The sequence below is a fragment of the Demequina phytophila genome, from assembly GCF_000971135.1.
Taxonomy (GTDB): domain Bacteria; phylum Actinomycetota; class Actinomycetes; order Actinomycetales; family Demequinaceae; genus Demequina; species Demequina phytophila.
Genome location: NZ_BBLW01000006.1, coordinates 75,079 through 93,049, shown reverse-complemented (window position 1 = coordinate 93,049; position 17,971 = coordinate 75,079). Strand labels below are relative to the sequence as shown.

Below are 17,971 nucleotides of genomic sequence, written 5' to 3'. Positions count from 1 at the left end.
AGGGGTACACATGAGGATCCTGCACATCGCGCCAGGCACCAGCCGTCGGCTGGGCGGCCCGACCACGCTGCTGCGCGGGCTGGTCCCCGTGCAGAAGGCGCGGGGGCATGAGGTGAGCGTCGTCGCGACGGACCTGCTGGTCGAGTCCGACGAGGACCGCCGGGTCCCCGGCGCGGACGTCACCCTCATCCCTCTGATGGGGCCGGGGCAGTGGGCGTACGGGCGGGGTCTTCACGCAGCGATCAAGGAGGCCGTGGGCAACGCGGACCTGGTCCACATCCACGGCGTGTACAGCTTCGCCTCGGTGTTCGGGATGCGGGAGGCGCGCCGTCAGGGTGTGCCGTTCCTCGCGGCGCCGCACGGCGTGTGGACCCCCGACCACCACCCGCGCCACCCCGCGATGAACGCCGTGTGGGACAAGGTGATGCTCGGGCCCACGCTCAAGCACGCGCACGTGGTGGTCTCCGACTCCCGGCGCGACGAGGGCTACCTGCGCGAGCGCGGCTACACCCGCACCGACACCATGGTGCTGGGTGTCGACCCGGCGCTCCACCTCATCGACACGCCCTGGAAGGAGCGCCGCGGCGTGCTGTTCCTGTCCCGCGTCGCGCCCAAGAAGCGCCTCGACCTCGCGCTGCGCGCCTACGCGGCCAGCGGCCTCAAGGACCGCGGGCACGACATGACGGTCGGCGGCCCCATCGAGCCCGGGCTGCCGTACGACCCGCAGGCGCTCGCGGCGGAGCTCGGCATCGCCGACCACGTCACCTTCGTCGGCACCGTCGAGGAGGATCAGCGCCGCGAGCTGCTGCGCACGCACCGCGTCTTCATCCTCGCCTCCGACGACGAGTCCTTCGGCATCGCCGTCTCCGAGGCCGCCTCCGCGGGCCTCGGCGTGGTCACCAGCGACCGGGTGGTCGCGATGCTCGAGGCCGAGCACGACGGCGTCGCCCGCACCTACCCGCAGGACGTCGACAAGCTCGCCGAGGGCCTCAGCAGCGCCGCGAGGGACGATGCCGGGGGCGCCGCCGCGTCCCTGTGCGAGTACGCGCGGGAACGGTGGACGTGGGAGCACGCCGCGCAGCAGGTCGAGGACATGGTCGCGACGCCCCAGACGGGCGCGCCCCAGCCCGCGGCCTGATCAGCCCTCGTAGACCCAGTCGGCGAACTCGGCGACGCCGCCGCGGATGAGGTCGTAGACGTCGTGGTACGTCTGCTGCGAGCGGCGGTAGGGGTCGGGGACGTCGTCGAGCTCGTAGCCGGCGAGCACGTGACGGTGCGCGGCGATCGACCGCGGGATGTCCGCGAGCCGCTCCGCCGGGGTGTCGCCCTCGAGCACCGCTCCGGTGCCGGCGGCGGCCGCGAGCTCCGCGAGCGTGAAGGTCCGCTTGAGCGCGGCCGGCCCGGTGCGGACGGCGAGCTGGCGGTGCTCGGCGGTCATCGTGATGATGAGGTCCGAGGAGTTCATGATCCGCTCCGTGAGGAGCCGGCCCGCGTGCTGCGAGCCGTCGATGCCGTCGGTGGAGAGCTCGTGGAGCATCTCGCCGGGCACCCCGTGGCCCACCAGCGCGTGCGTCCCCGCGCTCGAGACCGTCGCCAGGTCGCCCAGGGCGCGCGCGAGCAGCAGCTCCGCGGCGGGCGAGCGGCAGATGTTGCCGGTGCACACGGTCAGGACGGTGGTCATGGCCCGAGGATAGCGGCGCACGCCCTTCTCCACATGGGCCCCCGTGCCAGTCTCCACACAGAATCACGGCTCAGCCGGGATCCACCTGCAACTCCCGCCGCATCGCCCGACCAGAAGGGGTGCAGTTGCAGAATCCGTGTGGAGAGCGGTCGGGGGGTCAACTAGAAACAGTCTCCGGCGCCCGTGTCGCCACCAGCGACCTCACCCCCAGCACCACCACGTACAGCGCGGACGATGCGCACAGCCCCAGGGCGGCCCCCGCGGCGCCCCCCAGGGACGCACCGAGGGCGACGGCCCCCAGCAGCACCGGCGCGTTGACCCCCGCCGCGACCGCCACGAAGCCCGACCGGCCCAGCGCCTGCAGGTAGCCGGCAAAGGCCGTCGACATCCCCACGAAGAAGATCGCCGGGAGCGCCCACGCGAACACCTGCTGCGACTCCTCGTATCCGGGTCCCAGCAGCCACGGCAGCAGCGGCGAGATCAGCCACGCCACCGGGATCACCACGGCCCCCAGCACTACGGTCGCCAGCGCGAGCCTCCGGGCAATACGCCGCGACGCCTCGTGATCCGCCAACGACACGTGCGGCATCAGCACGTTCGACAGCGTCCCGGCGACTATGACAAAGGGGTTGGCCAGCCTCGTACCCGCCGCGTACGCACCCGCCGCCGCCCCACCGGCCACGAACCCGACCACCGCCGTGTCCAGCGTCCGCGCCCCGCCCGCCGCGAGCTCCACCATGATGCGCAGCGAGTGCCGCAGCACCGCCCACGTCCCCTCGAGCTCGCCCGCGGGGATGGACCGGCGCACCGGCCGGCGCGCGTGGACCTGCGCGATGGCGCACGCGATCGCGTACCCGAGCGCATAGGCCAGCGCGGCGGGCACCCCGAACACGAAGTACAGCAGCGGCGTCAGCGCCAGGTTGAGCAGCCGCCGCAGCAGGATCGACACCGCAGGGATCACCTTGTCGCCCTGCGCGATGCGCACGTACGTGAGCGTCTCGGTGTTCTTCTCGAGGAACGCGGCCACGGCGAGCACGGCAAAAGCGGCAGCCAGCCCGGCGGGCGCAAGAAAGACGCCAAGCAAAGCGAACAGCACGCCACCCAAGAGAGAAGTCACCGTATTGAGCCTCAGCGCCCGCCGCACCGTGTCGAGCCGCCCCTTGGGCAGCTGCACCAGCACGTACCCGCTCACGCCCAGGTCCGCGACGGTGGCCGCGACCAGCAGCGCGCCCGCCCAGCCCATGAGCGCGCCGTAGTCGGCGACGTGCATCCACCGGGCGACCAGCACGAGTACCGCGGCCTGTGCCAGGCCGGCCGTCCCGCGCGCCCCCAGGAGTGTGACGAACTGTCGTCTCATCCGCGCATCCGTCCGGTTGCTAGAACGTCACGTTCATCCGAATCGTGACGCAGTGCAACCATACCTGCGACATTGATGCGCGTCACGGGTGATTCACCCGAAAAATCCACCCCTATCCGCAACAAGCCCGCGCGACTACCCTGACCCTGAGAAGGCCTCACGCCGAGAAGGGGGATATCGGTGACGGAGGTGCGGCACAGCCTTGAGCATGGGAAGGCCCAGCTGGGTCCCGCCCACACCCGGCTGTCGCGCGCCTTCGCCCGGGCCCGCACCCTGGGCGGCGCCGCGTTCGACGCGATCCCGCTGTGCTTCGCGATCCTCGCGATCGCGCTCCCGATCCTGCTGCTCCCGGTCACCGAGGAGCAGGCGTCCATCTCGCCCGGCCTGTACCCGATCGCGCTGCTCATCACGTGCGCCTCGGCCATCCGCCTGGCGATCCTGATCGCGCAACCCCGCCCGCACATCGTCGCCGGCACGTTCTGGATGTTCCTCTACATCTCCGCGGGCGTGGTGCCGCTCGCGCAGCTCAACACGCAGAGCTTCGGGTACTTCCTGGTCGCGATCGAGGACATGGCCGAGGCCGGCCTCCTGTTCCTCGCCGCGGCCATCGCGTTCGAGCTGGGCCACCACCTCGCCAAGCGCACGGGCGGCCCCAAGGCCGCCACCACCACACCGGACGATGTCCGGGCCCAGGGCCGCGTCATGACGCGGCCGCGCCTGGTGGGGCTCAGCGTGTTCGCGACGCTGTCCACGGGGATCTACGTCGGCTCGCTGGGCGGCCCCGCCGTGTTCTTCCAGAGCCGCGCCGCGCTCACGCAGGCGTACGTAGACGCCGGCCTGCGGTCCGACGGGAACCAGGCGATGGCGACCATCATCCTCGCGGCGAGCGTGGGGCCGGCGCTGGTGGCGCTGATCGGCTGGATCATCGTGCTGCTGGACAAGGGCAAGCGCGAGGCCACCGACTTCCTGTGGTTCGCGCTCGTGCTGGGCCTCAACGTCATCGTGAACAACCCGCTGGTGACCGCCCGCTACTGGGCCCTCACCGTCCTCGTCGGCATCGCCTACGCGATCCCCGGCCTCAGCCGCCGCAGATTCACGGCGGCGGTGACCCTCGGCATCCTCGGCGCCCTCGTGATCTTCCCGTACACGGACGTCACCCGCTACGACGCGGTGGGCCAGGGCTCTCAGGTGCAGGTGACCTCCGTCGCGGAGAAGATCTCCACCAAGGACTACGACCAGGTGGTGATGACCGCCAACGGCGTCGACTACGTCCAGGACGAGGGCTTCACCCGGGGCCTCCAGACCGGGTCCGCCGTGCTCTTCTTCGTCCCACGATCCCTCTGGAGCGGCAAGGGCGAGGACACCGGCGTCCTGTTGGGCAAACACTTCGACCTCGCGATCACCAACCTCAGCTCGCCGCTGCCGCTCGAGGTGTGGATCGACTTCGGCTGGATAGGGCTCGGGGCGGCGTTCCTGCTGTTCGGGTGGGGCGCGCGGCGCCTGGAGGACAGGCTGGACCTCACGCGCGACCACGTCGGATTCGGCAAGACCACCTTCGTCGCGCTGCTGCTGCCGCTGCTCGCCGGCTACGGATTCATCCTCATGCGCGGGCCGCTGCTCCAATCCATGAGCAAGGGCATGGCGCTGGTGGTGGCCTGCTACCTCGTCACGGGACCCGCGGCCGGGCTGCTGGACGGGGCGCGCAAGCGCACCCGCCGCATCGTCCGCCCGAACCTGTCAAATAGCGGTGAAAACGGATCTTCCACGCGGGGGATGCGTGGTCCTACACTGGCGCGAGGCGCGAGAGACCGGGGGGACTCATGACGCTCCAGGAGTACATGCGGATCTTCCGCTCGCACTGGCTGGCGATCTTCGCCATGACGCTGGTGGGCGGCGCGCTCGCGTTCGGCTGGACCATGGTCCAGGAGAAGGTGTGGACCGCGGCGAGCTCCGCGGTGATCACCACGGACGCCTCGGCGGGCGACGGATCATCGATCGTGGGCAACGACGCGGAGTCGAACGTCAAGAGCTACGTCGACATCGCGAAGTCGCGCACGGTCGCGGCGCGGGCGGGGGAGATGGTGGGCTCCGACCTCACCGCGGACGAGCTCCTCGACCAGGTCTCCATCGCGAACTCCACCGACACCGCGGTGATCCGCATCTACGCGCACGGCCCCACGCCGGAGGCCGCACGCGACCTCGCGAACGCGTGGGTGGTGGCGACCACGTCCGTGGTGGCGGAGATCGAGAACGCGCAGGCGACCGCGACGGGCGGCTCCCCGGCGGCGGTGGGCCTGATGGCGCTCGACACCGCGTCCCTGCCGGACGTCCCCACGTCGCCGAACGTCAAGCTGACGGTGGCGTTGGGCCTGATCATCGGCCTGGTGGTGGGGATCGTGGTCGCGGTGGTGCGGTCCACGCAGGACCGCCGCCTGCGCAAGCCCGCGGACATCGAGAGCCTGTTCGACATCCCCGTGGTGGGCGCGCTGCCGTTCAACCAGCAGATCGCGAAGGCCGGCGTGACGGCCGGCGGCGACGACTTCGCGATGAAGGAGTCCATCCGTCAGCTGCGCACCAACCTGCAGTTCGTGGACATCGATCACCCGCCGCGGGTGATCGTGGTGACGTCGGCGCTGCCGGGCGACGGCAAGTCCACCACCATCGCCAAGCTCGCGGAGGCCATCGCGGAGGCGGGCCGCGACGTGGTGCTCGTGGACGCGGACCTGCGCCGTCCCGCGGTCGCGACCAACCTGGGCCTGCCCGACGCGATCGGGCTCACGGACGTGCTGGTGGGGCGGATCGCGCTGGACAAGGCGCTGCACACGTACGGCACCACGGGGCACTTCCAGGTGCTCGCGTCGGGCTCCATCCCGCCCAACCCGTCGGAGCTGCTCGCCTCGGACGCGATGCACCAGCTGCTGTACTCGTTCCCGCCGGACACCATGGTGCTGGTCGACACGCCGCCGCTGCTGCCCGTCACGGACGCCGCGGTGCTGACCGCGCGCACGGACGGCGCGCTGGTGGTGGCGCGCGCCGGGCGGACCACCATCGACGAGCTCGAGCAGGCGATCGGCGACCTGGAGAAGGTCAAGGGTCGCGCGATCGGCGTGATCCTCGACGGCGTGCCGGTGCGCGGCGCGTACCGGTCGCCGTACCGCTCGGGGGCGTACGTGTACGCGTCGGGGGACAAGAAGGCCCTCGAGGCGCCGCCCGCCGAACCGGAGCCTGAGCTGGCCGCCGTCGCTGCGGACGTTGCGGGGGACGATGCGCCGGTCGAGCCTGTCGCGACGGTGGACGATGCGGTGGCCTCGCCGGGAGACGAGGTCGCCGCCGGGGAGGTTGCGGAGGTTTCGTCGGAGCCCGAGGCTGAGCCCGTCGCCGAGGCCGCGGCCGAGGAGGACGAGCCGTTGGACAGTCCCGGCCCCGCCGCGTCCGGCGGCGGAGGCGAGCGCGCGCGGAGGAAGCCGCCGCGCCCACGCGGCAAGTCGCGGGCGAGCGTGCCGCCCGTCGAGCAGGACGCGCTGGACCTCGCGCTCGACGCCACCGAGACCGCGGAGGAGGAGCCGCCGGCAGGCGGATCCGAGGGCGTCGTCGACGGTGAGGGTGTTGAGGGCGCCCTGGACGCCGACGAGGTGGTGGAGGTCGACGACGCGGACGAGGCGATCGAGGCGGTCGAGGCCGAGGCGGACGCCGAGGATGAGTCCGACGAGTCCGCCGAGCCCGAGGCTGTCGCGGACGAGGACGACGAGGACTCGATCCCGGTGCCCGAGATCGACGAGTCCGAGTTCGCCGGGGACCTCGAGGAGGTCGAGCGCGAGCTTGCGGAGGCCACGGAGAAGGAGCGCATCGAGGCGGCCGACGAGTCCGTGGCGATCCCCGAGGTCGAGGATGACGGGGAGGCCGAGCCGGTGACGGCGGGCGTCCGCGTCGTGGGCGGCGGCGACTCGTCCGAGTCGAGCTGAGGGCGACAGTGAAGGGCGGCCGCGCAATACCCTTGACCCGTGTGACCCCGCCCGTGGGTTCGCGTGAGGGGAACGAGTGAGCGCCACCGCGGAGTCCAGCGACGTCCTGATCGTCGGCATCAACTACCCGCCCGAGCGGACCGGCATCGGCCCGTATACGGGTGCGCTGGCCCGGGCGCTTGCGAAGCGCGGTCGCGCGATCCGGGTGCTGACCGCGCAGCCTCATTACCCCGAGTGGGAGATCTACCCCGGCTTCAAGAAGTGGAAGTCGCGTGAGGACGACGCGGGCGTCGACGTGCGCCGCGTCCTTCACTATGTGCCGCGCCGCCCCCAGGGGGTGCCGCGGCTGCTGTCGGAGATCACGCTTGGTGCGCGGTCGGTGTTCGCGCCGTGGGGCAAGCCGGACGTGGTGCTGCTCGTGTCGCCGGCGCTGTTCAGCTCCGCGATCGCGCGGCTGCGCGCCCGCGTCACCCACCGCGACGCGGAGCTCGCGGTCTGGATCCAGGACCTTTACGGGCGTGGCCAGCAGGAGACGTCCGGCGGTGGCGCCGTCGCGAAGATCTTGCACGCGGTCGAGGGCTCGATGCTGCGCGGCTCGGATCGCGTGATCGTCATCCACGACCGTTTCAAGCGCGCCGTGGTCGAGGACTATGGCGTGGACCCTGACAAGGTCTCCATCGTCCGCAACTGGACGCACCTCGCACCGCACGCGCCCATCGACCGCGCGGCCGCGCGACGTGAGCGCGGTTGGGGTGGGGAGACCGTCATCCTCCACGCGGGCAACATGGGCGTGAAGCAGGGCCTCGAGCACGTGGTGACCGCGGCGCGCCGTGCCGAGGAGCGCGGCGAAAAACTTCGATTCGTCATGCTCGGCGACGGCGGCGAGCGCGCGCGGCTCGAGGACGCCGCTCAGGGCCTGAGCAACCTCGACTTCCTCGCCCCGCTCGACGACGAGGCCTTCCGCGGCGCGCTTGCCGCGGCAGACATCCTCCTGGTGCACGAGGCGCCCGGCGTCTCCGAGATGGCGGTGCCGTCGAAGCTCACCTCGTATTTCGACGCGGGACGGCCGGTGCTCGCCGCGACCGACCCGTCGGGCGTGACCGCCGACGAGGTCCGCGCCGCCGACGCCGGCCAGGTCGTGACGTCGGGCGATCCGGACGCGCTCGTCGACGGCGCGCTAGCGCTCGCCGCGGATGCTGTGCGCGCGGACGCGCTGGGCGCGAACGGCCGCGCGTATCGCGAGGCGGTGCTCGCGGAGGACGCCGCGATCGACGCGTTCGTGACGGTGCTGGGGCTCGACACGACGGTGGAGGTCTCCTGACCTACCGCCACCGCTGAGGGAGGGGACATGGCCGAGGAAGTCGCGGCCGCGGACAAGGCGCGCCCGCGCAAAAGGCGGCGCCGCTGGCCGTGGATGGTCGTGGGTGTGGTGCTGCTCGTGCTCGGCGGAATGCTCGCGTGGCTGACCTACGACGCGGCCCGGCTCACCTCGGCGGCGACCGCCGTCGACCAGCATGCGGAGGCGGCGCAGGAGGCGCTGACCGCGGCGGACGCGGAGGCGCTCTCGAGCGAGGTGGCGCAGGTCCAGGAGGCTGCGCGGACGTTCGAGTCCGCGACCTCGGGTCCGCACTGGTGGCTGGCGTCCCACCTCCCGTGGCTGCGGCTGCAGGCCGCGCCGCTGGTCGCTGCGGGGGAGGCCGTGGGTGCGGTGGCGGACGATGCCCTGGCGCCGTTGGCGGGCCAGGACAGCCTGGCGGCGTTCGAGGTCCCCAGCTTCGAGGGCGGCCGCGTGGACCCGTACGTGCTCGAGGAGTACCGCGAGCCGCTCGCGGTGGCCGCCGAGACGCTCGCCACGGAAGCGCAGACCCTGGCGGCGGTGGACACGTCGCGGTCGTGGCTGCCGGTCAACGACCTGGTGCGAGGGCTCGAGCGCCAGATCGAGACGCTCGGCGGGCTGGTCGAGGGCGCACACGCGACCGCGGAGCTGCTGCCGTCCATGCTGGGCGGCGAGGGGGCGCGGCACTACCTGGTGGTGGTGCAGAACAACGCCGAGCCGCGCACCACGGGCGGGCTCCCCGGAGCGTACTTCGAACTGACGGTCGATGACGGGCGCATGGAGCTCGGGCGCTACGCCGCGGCGCGCGACCTCATCGACGACGCGGGCCGGGTGGAGATCACGGAGGACGAGGAGCGGATCTACTCGGACCGCATGAAGACGTACCCGCATGACGCGAACTTCACCCCGGAGTTCCCCCGCACCGCGGAGATCCTGGTCGACTTCTGGGAGCTGAAGTACGGCGAGCGGCCGGACGCGGTGGTGTCGATCGACCCTGTCGCGCTGGGGTGGATGCTCGAGGGCTCGGCGCCGCTGGAGGCGGGCGGGATCGAGATCACGGGGGAGAACCTCGCGCAGGTGATGCTCAACCAGGCGTACTTCCTCTATGACGACCCGCTCAAGCAGGACGAGTTCTTCGCCCGCACCGCCGCCGCGCTATTCGCGCAGGTGGTGGGCGGGCAGGCTGCCTCGGTGTCGGGTGTGGAGCAGGCGATCGACGCGCACCGGTTCCTGCTGTGGTCCGCGGACGCGGATGAGGAGGCGTTGCTCGCGTCGACCGGCGTGGGCGGGGCGTTCCTCGAGAACTCCGACACCCTGGGCGTGTTCCTCAACGACGGGTCGGGCTCGAAGATCGGCTACTACATCGGGTCCGACGTGCTGGTGACGGCCTACCAGTGCAACGACGGATCGATCGACTCGATGAGCGTCGAGGTGGAGTTGCGCCACGGCTACGAGGGTGACGTCAAGGATCTGCCGGGCTACATCATCGGCATCCCTCAGTACGTGCCCCGCGGGGAGTTCCACGCCAATGTGGTGGTCTACCCGCCGGCGGGCTTCTCGCTCGCGGGCGTCACCCGCGACGGCGAGGACTCCGAGGTGGTCGAGGACGTCCACGACGGGCGCGCGATGTCGCAGAGGCGGATCGAGCTCAAGCCCGGCGGGCAGGTGAACCTTGTCTACGAATTGCAGGCGACCGAGGCGGGGCTGGGCCTGCCGGGGTTGCAGATGACGCCGGGGCCTCGGCCCAACCAGCCGCAGTTGGCGTTCGAGCAATCCTCCACGTGCTGAGAAGCGGACGTAACGGGATGTTTACCTCGGGCCCCGAAATGATGGGTGAACAGTTGTTATGATGCATGGGTTGTCAAAACGGCGCTGCTGAGGGCGCCGTGTGCTGGGAGGCTCCACCATGTTCGTACGTACCCTTGCCGTGACCGCGCTGGCAGGCGCGGCCATTCTTGCTCCAACCGCCGCATTCGCTGAGGACTACACCAGCGGTGAGGACGCCATCGGCTGCGACGTCTCCATCATCGAGGTGGGCCAGCCGTTCGATTGCGACGTCGAGGGGCCCGAGGGCTCCGACGCCGCGCTCCAGGCCACCACGTCCGGCGCGGACGCCTCGATCGCGGGCACCGTGACGTCCGCGACCAAGACCATCTCCGGAGGGGCCGCGAGCTTCACCGTGACCGCGCCGAGCACCGCCGGCACCCTGGGTCTCACGGCGATCGTCGACGGCGAGGCCGTGGACACCGCCTCGATCGAGGTCGTCGCCGCCGGGACCGCGGGTTCGAGCGACGAGCTCTCCGGCACCGGCTTCGAGAACGTCGGCCTCGCGGCGGGTGCCGCCGGCCTGCTGGTCGCGGGCGCCGCGACCGTGTTCATCGGCGCGCGTCGCCGCGCCGCGCAGAACGCGTAACGCTTCACACGGCCTCGGGTCCGCCGGACGGCGGACCCGAGGCCGTTGCCGTGCCTGGACACGGGTAACCTGGGCGCCGCAGCCCCCCACCTGAAGGACACCGATGAGCGACGCCACCCCCGAGTCGGCCGCAGGCCAGCCCGCGCCGCAACCCGCCCGCAAGCGTCGCCGCGTGTGGCCGTGGATGGTAGGAGGCTTTGGGGTCGTGGTGGTGGGAGTGGGCGCGCTGTTCACGTGGGACGCGAAGACCATGCTCGACTCTTCCGACGCTCTCACCGCGCACGCGACCGCCGCCAAGGAGGCCGTCTCGAACCGCGACGCCTCCGCGCTCGCCGCGGAGGTCGACGGCCTCGAGGAGTCCGCGCGTGCGTTCGCGGACGCCACTTCCGGGTTCCACTGGTCGCTCGCGGCGCGCATGCCGTGGGTCTCGGACCAGGTGCGGCCGCTCATGGCCGCCGGTGACGCCGTCGACGCGATGGCGACGGAGGCGCTCGCGCCCCTCGCGCAGATGGACAGCCTCGACGCGCTCGCCGTGCCCGGCTTCGAGAACGGCCGCATCGACCCGTACGTTCTCGAGCCCTACCGCGAGCCTCTGGCGGCGGCTGTGGGAGCACTGGACGCGCAGTCCGCGGCTCTCGGCGACGTCAGCCTCGCGCACACGGTCGACCAGGTCGCGACGCCCTTCCTCGACCTGCGCGAGCAGGTCGACGAGCTCTCCGGACTGGTGGGCTCCGCGCACGCGGCGGCTGAGCTGTTGCCGTCGATGCTCGGTGGAGAGGGCGAGCGCACCTATCTGGTGATGGTGCAGAACAACGCCGAGCCGCGCGCCTCCGGCGGGATCCCAGGAGCGATCATCGAGATCGCCGTCCAGGACGGGCGCATTGAACTGGGCGATTTTCGTCCAGCGAGCAGCCTCGTGAAGTACGACGGAGTGGGTGGCCTTTCCACGGATGAGGCGCGCATCTTCGGTGACCAGATGCAGATGTTCCCCCAGGATGTGAACTTCACACCCGAGTTCCCGCGTGCAGCCGAGTTGATGACCCGATTCTGGACCGCGGGCGGAGGCGACGAGGTCGACGGCGTCGTGTCGATCGACCCGATCGCGCTCGGGTGGATGCTCGAGGGCGCCGCCCCAGTTGCGGTGGGTCCGTTCGAGATCACCTCGGACAACCTCGCGGACGTCATGCTCAGCGACGCGTATTTCGAGTACGCCAATCCTGCCGACCAGGATGACTTCTTCGCGCGCGCCTCCGCGGCGTTGTTCGGCGAGATCACCTCGGGCCGCGGGTCTGCGGTCCAGGGGGTCGAGCGCGCGATTGACGCAGGCCGATTGATGGTGTGGTCCTCAGCCGCGCACGAGCAGGACCTCCTCCAGCCCACCCGGATCGCGGGTGCATTCCTCGAGCGCGAAGGCACGGTCGGGGTGTTTGTCAACGATGGATCGGGCTCGAAGATCGGCTACTACATCGACGCTGAAGCGACCGTGACCGACCGGATGTGCGCGGACGGTTCGATCGCGGGCCAGACCATCTCGATTACCTATACCCATACCTTCGATGGTGACGCCGAGTCGCTGCCCGAGTATGTCGCCGGCGAGGGCATATTCGTCCCGTTAGCTGAGTTTCACGCGAATGTCCTCGTCTATCCCGCCGTCGGCACAGGCATCACTCGCGCAACGTTGGATGGTGACAAGATCAAGGTGCGCCCCGAGCATCAAGCCGGTCGGACATTGGCGACCGCTCGGATCGAGCTTGCGCCGGGCGCGTCGACCACGCTTCAGTTCGAGGTTGACGCGCACGTAGACGGCGTGCTTCCGCCCGAGTACGTCCAGACACCGGGACCGCGAGAGGTAGCTATCGAGCGCCTCGCGGAGGGGGCCACCGGCTGCTAGAGGGCGAGAGACGACGAGGGCCCCAAGAATCCGCCGTAGCGTGGGGCCCTCGTCGCATCAACTACTTGTTGGCTTCTTCTTCTTCGTACGTGTACCCGTACCGGCCGTATCCGTAAGCATCGGGTCCTCGGGCCGGCAGCATCGACAGCACCAGTCCCGAAACGTGTGCGCCCACGGTCTCGAGCGACTGGAGCGCGCTGTCGAGTTGCGGCGCGTGGGTCTTGCCGGCGGCAACGATGACGACCGCACCGCCGACGAGCTTGGCAAGAACGGCAGCGTCCGTCACCGGAAGCAGCGGTGGGGCGTCGTAAAGGACCACGTCGAACCGCTCGTCGAGCTGCTTGATGAGTTCGTCCATGCGCGAGGACCCGAGCAACTCAGACGGATTCGGGGGAATCGACCCGGCGGGCAGAAGGTACAGCTCGCTGCGCCCCCAACGCTGCACCGCGTGCTCGACGTCGAGGCGCCCAATGAGGACATCGGTAAGGCCCACGCCAGCCTCGATGCCCATGTACTGCGCCATCTTCGGACGACGCAGGTCGGCGCCCACAAGGAGGACCCGGGCGCCGGCATCCGCCAGAGTGATCGCGAGATTAGCCGCCGTGGTCGACTTCCCCTCGGACGGGATTGAGGACGTGATGACGAAGCTGCGCGTCGAGCGCTCCGTGTCGAGGAATTGAAGGTTGGTGCGCAAGGTCCGGAACGATTCTGCGCGCGGGCTGCGCGCGTCCTCGTGGACCAGGAGCGGACGCTGCTTCGCCTTGGGATCAAACACGATTCCGCCGAGCACAGGCGCGTCGGTGATGCGCTCGAGGTCACGCTCGCCGCGGATCCGAGTGTCGAGCGTCGTGCGGAGCAGTGCAATCCCGACACCAATAGCGAGACCGAGCAGCAGTCCGAGCGCGACATTGAGCGCCTTCTTGGGGCTGATCGGCGCCTGTGGCACCTCGGCTTCCTGGACGACGGTGAGACTGACGGGGGACCCGTCCGCGCTGTCGGTCGTCTCAATATCCTCGACGACGCTGATGAGCTGGTTCGCGGCCTCCGTGGCGAGCGAGGCCGCGAAGACCGGGTCGGAGTCGGAGACCGAGATGTCGATCACCGAGGTGTTGAGGGGTGACGTCGCGGAGATCTTGCCTCGCAGTTGCGCGACGCTCATATCGATGCTGAGGGCGTCGATGGTCGGCTGGAGCACGGCTGCCGTGTTGATGAGGTCCGCGTAGGTCTTCACGCGCTGCTGAGCGAACGTGTTGCCCGTCGCGAGATCCGACACTGTCGACCCTCCCGAGGTGGACACGAAGACCTTGGAGGAAGCCGCGTAGGTCGGAGTCGCCACCATCGAATAGGCAAGGCCAGCGCCCGCCCCGAGAACGGTCAGCAGCAGGATGAGAATCCAGTTCTTCCGAAGGATCCTGAGATAGTCCTGTAGCTCCACGTGTCTCCCCGGGGTTCTTGTCGCGCGCGTGCAAGGGAGCGTCCCCCACGCCGACTAATTTTGCCATGCGAGAGCGTGGCGACCTGACCCTTGTATCGAGCCAAGACCCCATCCAGGTACCCTTGCGCACATGACGGCCATGGGGGGCGAGGCGCTTCGACGTGCCTCAACGCAGAGGATGTTCGGAGCACGCGGCTGGGCACGCAAATACGAGTCCCGGCTCTTCTTGACGGATGTCGTTGTGGTGACTCTCGTCATGGTCGGCGCGCATGCAGCGCGGTTCGGCTGGGATCCCTTCGTGTCGGTGACTGGCCGCGACACGCCCGCATATTGGCAGGTCACCGTGGTCGTGAGCGCACTGTGGGTGCTCGCTCTCGGATGGACGCGGTCGCGTGAAGCGCTGATCCTGGGCCACGGGCCGCAAGAGTTCCAGCGCGTCCTCGCGGCATCGTGGCACACGTTCACGGTGGTAGCCATCGTTGGGTTCCTCACGCAGTGGCAGGTGAGCCGGGGATACCTGCTCTTCGCGATCCCTGTGGGCACCGTTGCGTTGCTGGTCTACCGCGCCGCCTGGAGGTCGTGGATGCACGCCCAACGGGATCGTGGCGAACTGCTGGCCCAGGTGATTGTGGTCGGACCGATGCTCACGTCGCAGCAGATGATCCGCCGTATCCGGCGCTCGCGGCGTGCGGGCTACAGCGTGATCGGCGCGTGCCTCCCCACGGGACACCGGTTCGTCGACGAGGATCTGCACGACGTGCCACTCCTCGGATCATTGGAGGAAGCGGCGGAGGTCGCCAAGCGCGAAAACGCCGAGTACGTGCTGCTCTCTGGGACGGATGCGATGTCGCTGCGTGAGTCTCGTCAGCTCGGGTGGGAGCTCGAAGGCACGGGCATCGGCCTCATCGTTGCCCCCGCGATGGTCGACGTTGCCGGACCTCGCGTCTACATGAGTCCTGTTGAGGGACTGCCCTTGCTCCACGTCGATATCCCCCGGTTCGAGGGTGGCAAGTACTACCTCAAGTCGATCAGCGACCGGCTCACCGCGCTGGCCCTACTTGCTCTGGGGTCGATCCCCATGCTCGTGGTCGCGGCGCTCGTCAAGGTCACCAGTCCTGGACCCGTGTTCTTCCGCCAGGAACGCATTGGGCGCGATCACCGACCGTTCGCCATGCTGAAGTTCCGGTCGATGTACGTCGACGCCGAACAGCGGCTGGACGCCCTACGCGAGCAGCAGCGCGCTGAGGGCAACGAGGTCCTCTTCAAGATGAAGGACGACCCTCGCGTAACATCCATCGGCAAGGTGCTGCGTCGCTTCAGCATCGACGAGGTGCCCCAGCTCATCAACGTGCTTAAGGGCGACATGTCGATCGTAGGACCGCGCCCGCCGCTGCAGTCGGAGGTAGACCAGTGGGAGGACGCACGGGTCGCGCGGCGGCAACTGGTCAAACCGGGCATCACGGGCCTGTGGCAGGTCAGCGGACGCAGCGATCTATCGTGGGACGAGAGCGTGCGGCTCGATCTGTACTACACCGAGAACTGGAGCCTTGCGGGCGATCTCGTCATCGTGATGCGTACGGTCGGCGCAGTGCTGTTCGGTCGCGGAGCGTACTGATATCGCGAACGGGGGCTGGCGCATCGTTCAGATGCGCCAGCCCCCGTTCGCCTCGAGGTCAGCCGCGCAGATGCGCGGCGTTCTCCTGGTACCACTCGTGGGTGCGGCGCAGGCCCTCCTCGAGGGAGATCTGCGCGCTCCACCCGAGTTCCGCGAGGTGCGAGACGTCGAGCAACTTCTGCGGGGTGCCATCGGGCTTCGTGGTGTCCCACTCGGTGCTGCCTTCGAACCCCGTGACGCTCGCGATGGTCTCCGCGATCTCCTTGATGGCGAGGTCGCTGCCGGTGCCCACGTTGACCTGCGACGGACCGTCGTAGTGTTCGAGCAGGTGGAGGCAGGCGTCGGCCATGTCATCGGAGTGCAGGAACTCGCGGCGCGGCGAACCCGTGCCCCAGTTTGTCACGGCGGCCGCACCCGACTTCGCGGCCTCGTCGTAACGGCGGATGAGCGCCGGGAGCACGTGAGAGCCCTGCGGGGAGAAGTTGTCGTTCGGGCCGTAGAGGTTGGTCGGCATCGCCGAGATCCACGCCTTGCCGTACTGACGGCGTGCGGCCTGGATGTGGAGGATGCCGGCAATCTTCGCGATCGCGTATGCGTCGTTGGTGGGCTCCAGGTGACCGGTGAGCAGGCTGTCCTCGGGGATGGGCTGCGGTGCGAACTTCGGGTAGATGCAGCTCGACCCCAGGAAGAGCAACCGCTCGACGTCGTGTGCTAGCGCGGCGTCGATCACGTTGGTCTGGATGCGGATGTTGTCGGACAGGAAGTCCACCGGATAGGTGCTGTTGGCCATGATCCCGCCGACCTTCGCTGCAGCCAGCACCACGTAGGTGGGCTTGGTCTGGGCGAAGAAGGCGAAGGTCGCGTCGCGGTCCTTGAGGTCGAGCTCAGACGAGGAACGGCCCACGATGTTCGTGAAGCCCGCGCTCTCAAGCCGCCGGACGATCGCCGAACCCACCAGGCCGCGATGGCCAGCAACGTAGAACGTCGCGTCGCGGTCGAGCGGTGCCGGTGAGTACTCGACGCCGTCGACCGCGGTCACTTGAGCCCCTGGAGGGAGTCGTTCGTGGTCCACGAGGCGAGGTTGACGGTGTCGCGCCACTCGGCACCCTTTTCGAGGGCCTCGATGTCTGCGTCGACCATGAGCTTGCCCAGCTCCTTGCCGTCGATCGTCGGGACCCAGCCGAGCTTGTCGGCGGCCTTCGACGGATCACCGATGAGGGCGTCGACCTCGGTGGGGCGCAGGTAGCGCTCGTCGAACTTCACGAACTCCTGCCAGTCGAGGCCCGCGTGACCGAAGGCCGTCTCGAGAAAGTCCTTGATCGTGTAGCCGACTCCGGTGGCGAGCACGAAGTCCTCGGGCTCATCGACCTGCAGCATGCGCCACATGCCCTCGACGTACTCGGCTGCGTAGCCCCAGTCGCGGATCGAGTCGAGGTTGCCCAGGTAGATGTCCTTCTGGACGCCGGCCTGAATACGCGCCACGGCGCGTGTGATCTTGCGCGTCACGAAGGTCTCGCCGCGGCGCGGGGATTCGTGGTTGAAGAGGATCCCGTTGACCGCGAACATGTCGTACGCCTCGCGGTAGTTCTTGGTGATCCAGTAGCTATAGAGCTTCGCGGCGGCATACGGCGAGCGCGGGTAGAAGGGCGTCGTCTCGCTCTGCGGCGGCGGCGTCGCGCCGTAGAGTTCCGAGGTGGATGCCTGGTAGAAGCGAGTCTTGATTCCCGAGAGGCGCACGGCCTCGAGGAGGCGGATGGTGCCCGTGCCGGTGGTGTCGGCGGTGTGCTCGGGCTCATCGAAGCTCACGCGAACGTGCGACTGGGCCGCGAGGTTGTAGACCTCGTCGGGGTTGATCTCCGCGAGGAGCGTGACCATGCGTGCGCCATCGGAGAGGTCGCCGTAGTGGAGGAATAGCTTCGCGGACGGGTCGTGCGGGTCCACGTACAGGTGGTCGATCCGGTGCGTGTTGAATGTCGACGCACGGCGGATGAGGCCGTGGACCTCATAGCCCTTGCTGAGCAGCAGTTCGGCTAGGTACGAGCCGTCCTGGCCCGTGATGCCTGTGATGAAGGCTTTCTTCGGCATGGTCTATTCCCCCAAGTTGGTTGCGGACGAGATAGCTCGAAGGTATCGGGACCGGCTAGTTGGGACGGACTGCTCATTCTCGTATCTCGTATACACGAAGGTTAGTGCAAGGCGCGAGGCGGTCGGGTCGTGCGTCGGGGAGGAGCGGCTAATGCGTCGTTGCTGAGCGGACGATGATTTGGCGGCAGTTTCGGGC

The 17,971-nt window shown here is 69.3% G+C and carries 13 protein-coding genes; 8 read left to right on the top strand and 5 right to left on the bottom strand.

Translation table 11 applies throughout. The annotated features are described in order from the left end of the window. Positions 1-10 precede the first annotated feature (10 nt). Positions 11-1,138 carry a glycosyltransferase gene (locus AOM01_RS10140; protein ID WP_062292799.1) on the top strand — a complete coding sequence of 376 codons (1,128 nt, stop codon included), beginning with the start codon at positions 11-13 and terminating at the stop codon, positions 1,136-1,138. On the opposite strand, the gene AOM01_RS10135 is transcribed toward AOM01_RS10140, so the two are convergent. Together AOM01_RS10135 and AOM01_RS10130 are read right to left on the bottom strand one after the other, a co-directional pair. Next, on the bottom strand, positions 1,139-1,681 hold the full coding sequence (locus AOM01_RS10135; RefSeq protein WP_062292797.1) for an arsenate-mycothiol transferase ArsC: 543 nt from the start codon (positions 1,679-1,681) through the stop codon (positions 1,139-1,141). A 157-nt stretch (positions 1,682-1,838) separates the two neighbouring features. Beyond that, complete coding sequence (locus tag AOM01_RS10130) at positions 1,839-3,038, bottom strand: lipopolysaccharide biosynthesis protein (protein ID WP_062292794.1); 1,200 nt, start codon at positions 3,036-3,038, stop codon at positions 1,839-1,841. 180 nt (positions 3,039-3,218) lie between these two features. Between AOM01_RS10130 and AOM01_RS10125 the strand changes: the two genes are divergently transcribed. The 6 genes from AOM01_RS10125 (at position 3,219) to AOM01_RS10100 (ending at position 12,640) form a co-directional block, all read left to right on the top strand. Further along, the gene (locus AOM01_RS10125) at positions 3,219-4,862 is read left to right on the top strand and encodes a hypothetical protein (RefSeq protein WP_062292792.1); all 1,644 of its coding nucleotides are present in this window, start codon (positions 3,219-3,221) and stop codon (positions 4,860-4,862) included. Continuing rightward, positions 4,859-7,000 (top strand): tyrosine-protein kinase domain-containing protein, encoded by a 2,142-nt coding sequence (locus AOM01_RS10120; protein ID WP_062292789.1) that lies wholly within the window; start codon positions 4,859-4,861, stop codon positions 6,998-7,000. The genes AOM01_RS10125 and AOM01_RS10120 overlap by 4 nt, the downstream gene beginning before the upstream one ends. Positions 7,001-7,076: 76 nt before the next feature. Continuing rightward, positions 7,077-8,321: a glycosyltransferase gene (locus AOM01_RS10115; protein ID WP_228374275.1), complete on the top strand. Its 1,245-nt coding sequence runs from the start codon at positions 7,077-7,079 to the stop codon at positions 8,319-8,321. 27 nt (positions 8,322-8,348) lie between these two features. After that, positions 8,349-10,124 carry a DUF4012 domain-containing protein gene (locus AOM01_RS10110; RefSeq protein WP_062292786.1) on the top strand — a complete coding sequence of 592 codons (1,776 nt, stop codon included), beginning with the start codon at positions 8,349-8,351 and terminating at the stop codon, positions 10,122-10,124. A gap of 139 nt (positions 10,125-10,263) precedes the next feature. Continuing rightward, positions 10,264-10,749 carry a hypothetical protein gene (locus AOM01_RS10105; protein ID WP_062292783.1) on the top strand — a complete coding sequence of 162 codons (486 nt, stop codon included), beginning with the start codon at positions 10,264-10,266 and terminating at the stop codon, positions 10,747-10,749. A gap of 103 nt (positions 10,750-10,852) precedes the next feature. Beyond that, entirely contained in the window at positions 10,853-12,640 is a 1,788-nt protein-coding gene (locus AOM01_RS10100; RefSeq protein ID WP_062292780.1) for a DUF4012 domain-containing protein, read from the top strand. Positions 12,641-12,701: 61 nt separating this feature from the next. Here the strand turns inward: AOM01_RS10100 and AOM01_RS10095 are convergent, their stop codons facing one another. Next, positions 12,702-14,075, bottom strand: coding sequence for a tyrosine-protein kinase domain-containing protein (locus tag AOM01_RS10095; protein WP_062292778.1), 1,374 nt, complete (start codon positions 14,073-14,075; stop codon positions 12,702-12,704). Between the two features lie 130 nt (positions 14,076-14,205). Between AOM01_RS10095 and AOM01_RS10090 the strand changes: the two genes are divergently transcribed. Next, positions 14,206-15,690: a sugar transferase gene (locus tag AOM01_RS10090; RefSeq protein WP_062292775.1), complete on the top strand. Its 1,485-nt coding sequence runs from the start codon at positions 14,206-14,208 to the stop codon at positions 15,688-15,690. Positions 15,691-15,748: 58 nt separating this feature from the next. On the opposite strand, the gene AOM01_RS10085 is transcribed toward AOM01_RS10090, so the two are convergent. Continuing rightward, positions 15,749-16,729 (bottom strand): GDP-L-fucose synthase family protein, encoded by a 981-nt coding sequence (locus tag AOM01_RS10085; RefSeq protein ID WP_062292772.1) that lies wholly within the window; start codon positions 16,727-16,729, stop codon positions 15,749-15,751. Continuing rightward, positions 16,726-17,775 (bottom strand): GDP-mannose 4,6-dehydratase, encoded by a 1,050-nt coding sequence (gmd, locus tag AOM01_RS10080; RefSeq protein ID WP_062292770.1) that lies wholly within the window; start codon positions 17,773-17,775, stop codon positions 16,726-16,728. Before gmd ends, AOM01_RS10085 begins: the two co-directional genes overlap by 4 nt. Positions 17,776-17,971 lie beyond the last annotated feature (196 nt).

Coding starts and splice junctions, on each gene's coding strand:
- AOM01_RS10140 (WP_062292799.1), top strand. CDS start 11: ATGAGGATCCTGCACATCGCGCCAGGCACCAGCCGTCGGCTGGGCGGC.
- gmd (WP_062292770.1), bottom strand. CDS start 17,775: ATGCCGAAGAAAGCCTTCATCACAGGCATCACGGGCCAGGACGGCTCG.
- AOM01_RS10130 (WP_062292794.1), bottom strand. CDS start 3,038: ATGAGACGACAGTTCGTCACACTCCTGGGGGCGCGCGGGACGGCCGGC.
- AOM01_RS10090 (WP_062292775.1), top strand. CDS start 14,206: ATGACGGCCATGGGGGGCGAGGCGCTTCGACGTGCCTCAACGCAGAGG.
- AOM01_RS10100 (WP_062292780.1), top strand. CDS start 10,853: ATGAGCGACGCCACCCCCGAGTCGGCCGCAGGCCAGCCCGCGCCGCAA.
- AOM01_RS10110 (WP_062292786.1), top strand. CDS start 8,349: ATGGCCGAGGAAGTCGCGGCCGCGGACAAGGCGCGCCCGCGCAAAAGG.
- AOM01_RS10135 (WP_062292797.1), bottom strand. CDS start 1,681: ATGACCACCGTCCTGACCGTGTGCACCGGCAACATCTGCCGCTCGCCC.
- AOM01_RS10120 (WP_062292789.1), top strand. CDS start 4,859: ATGACGCTCCAGGAGTACATGCGGATCTTCCGCTCGCACTGGCTGGCG.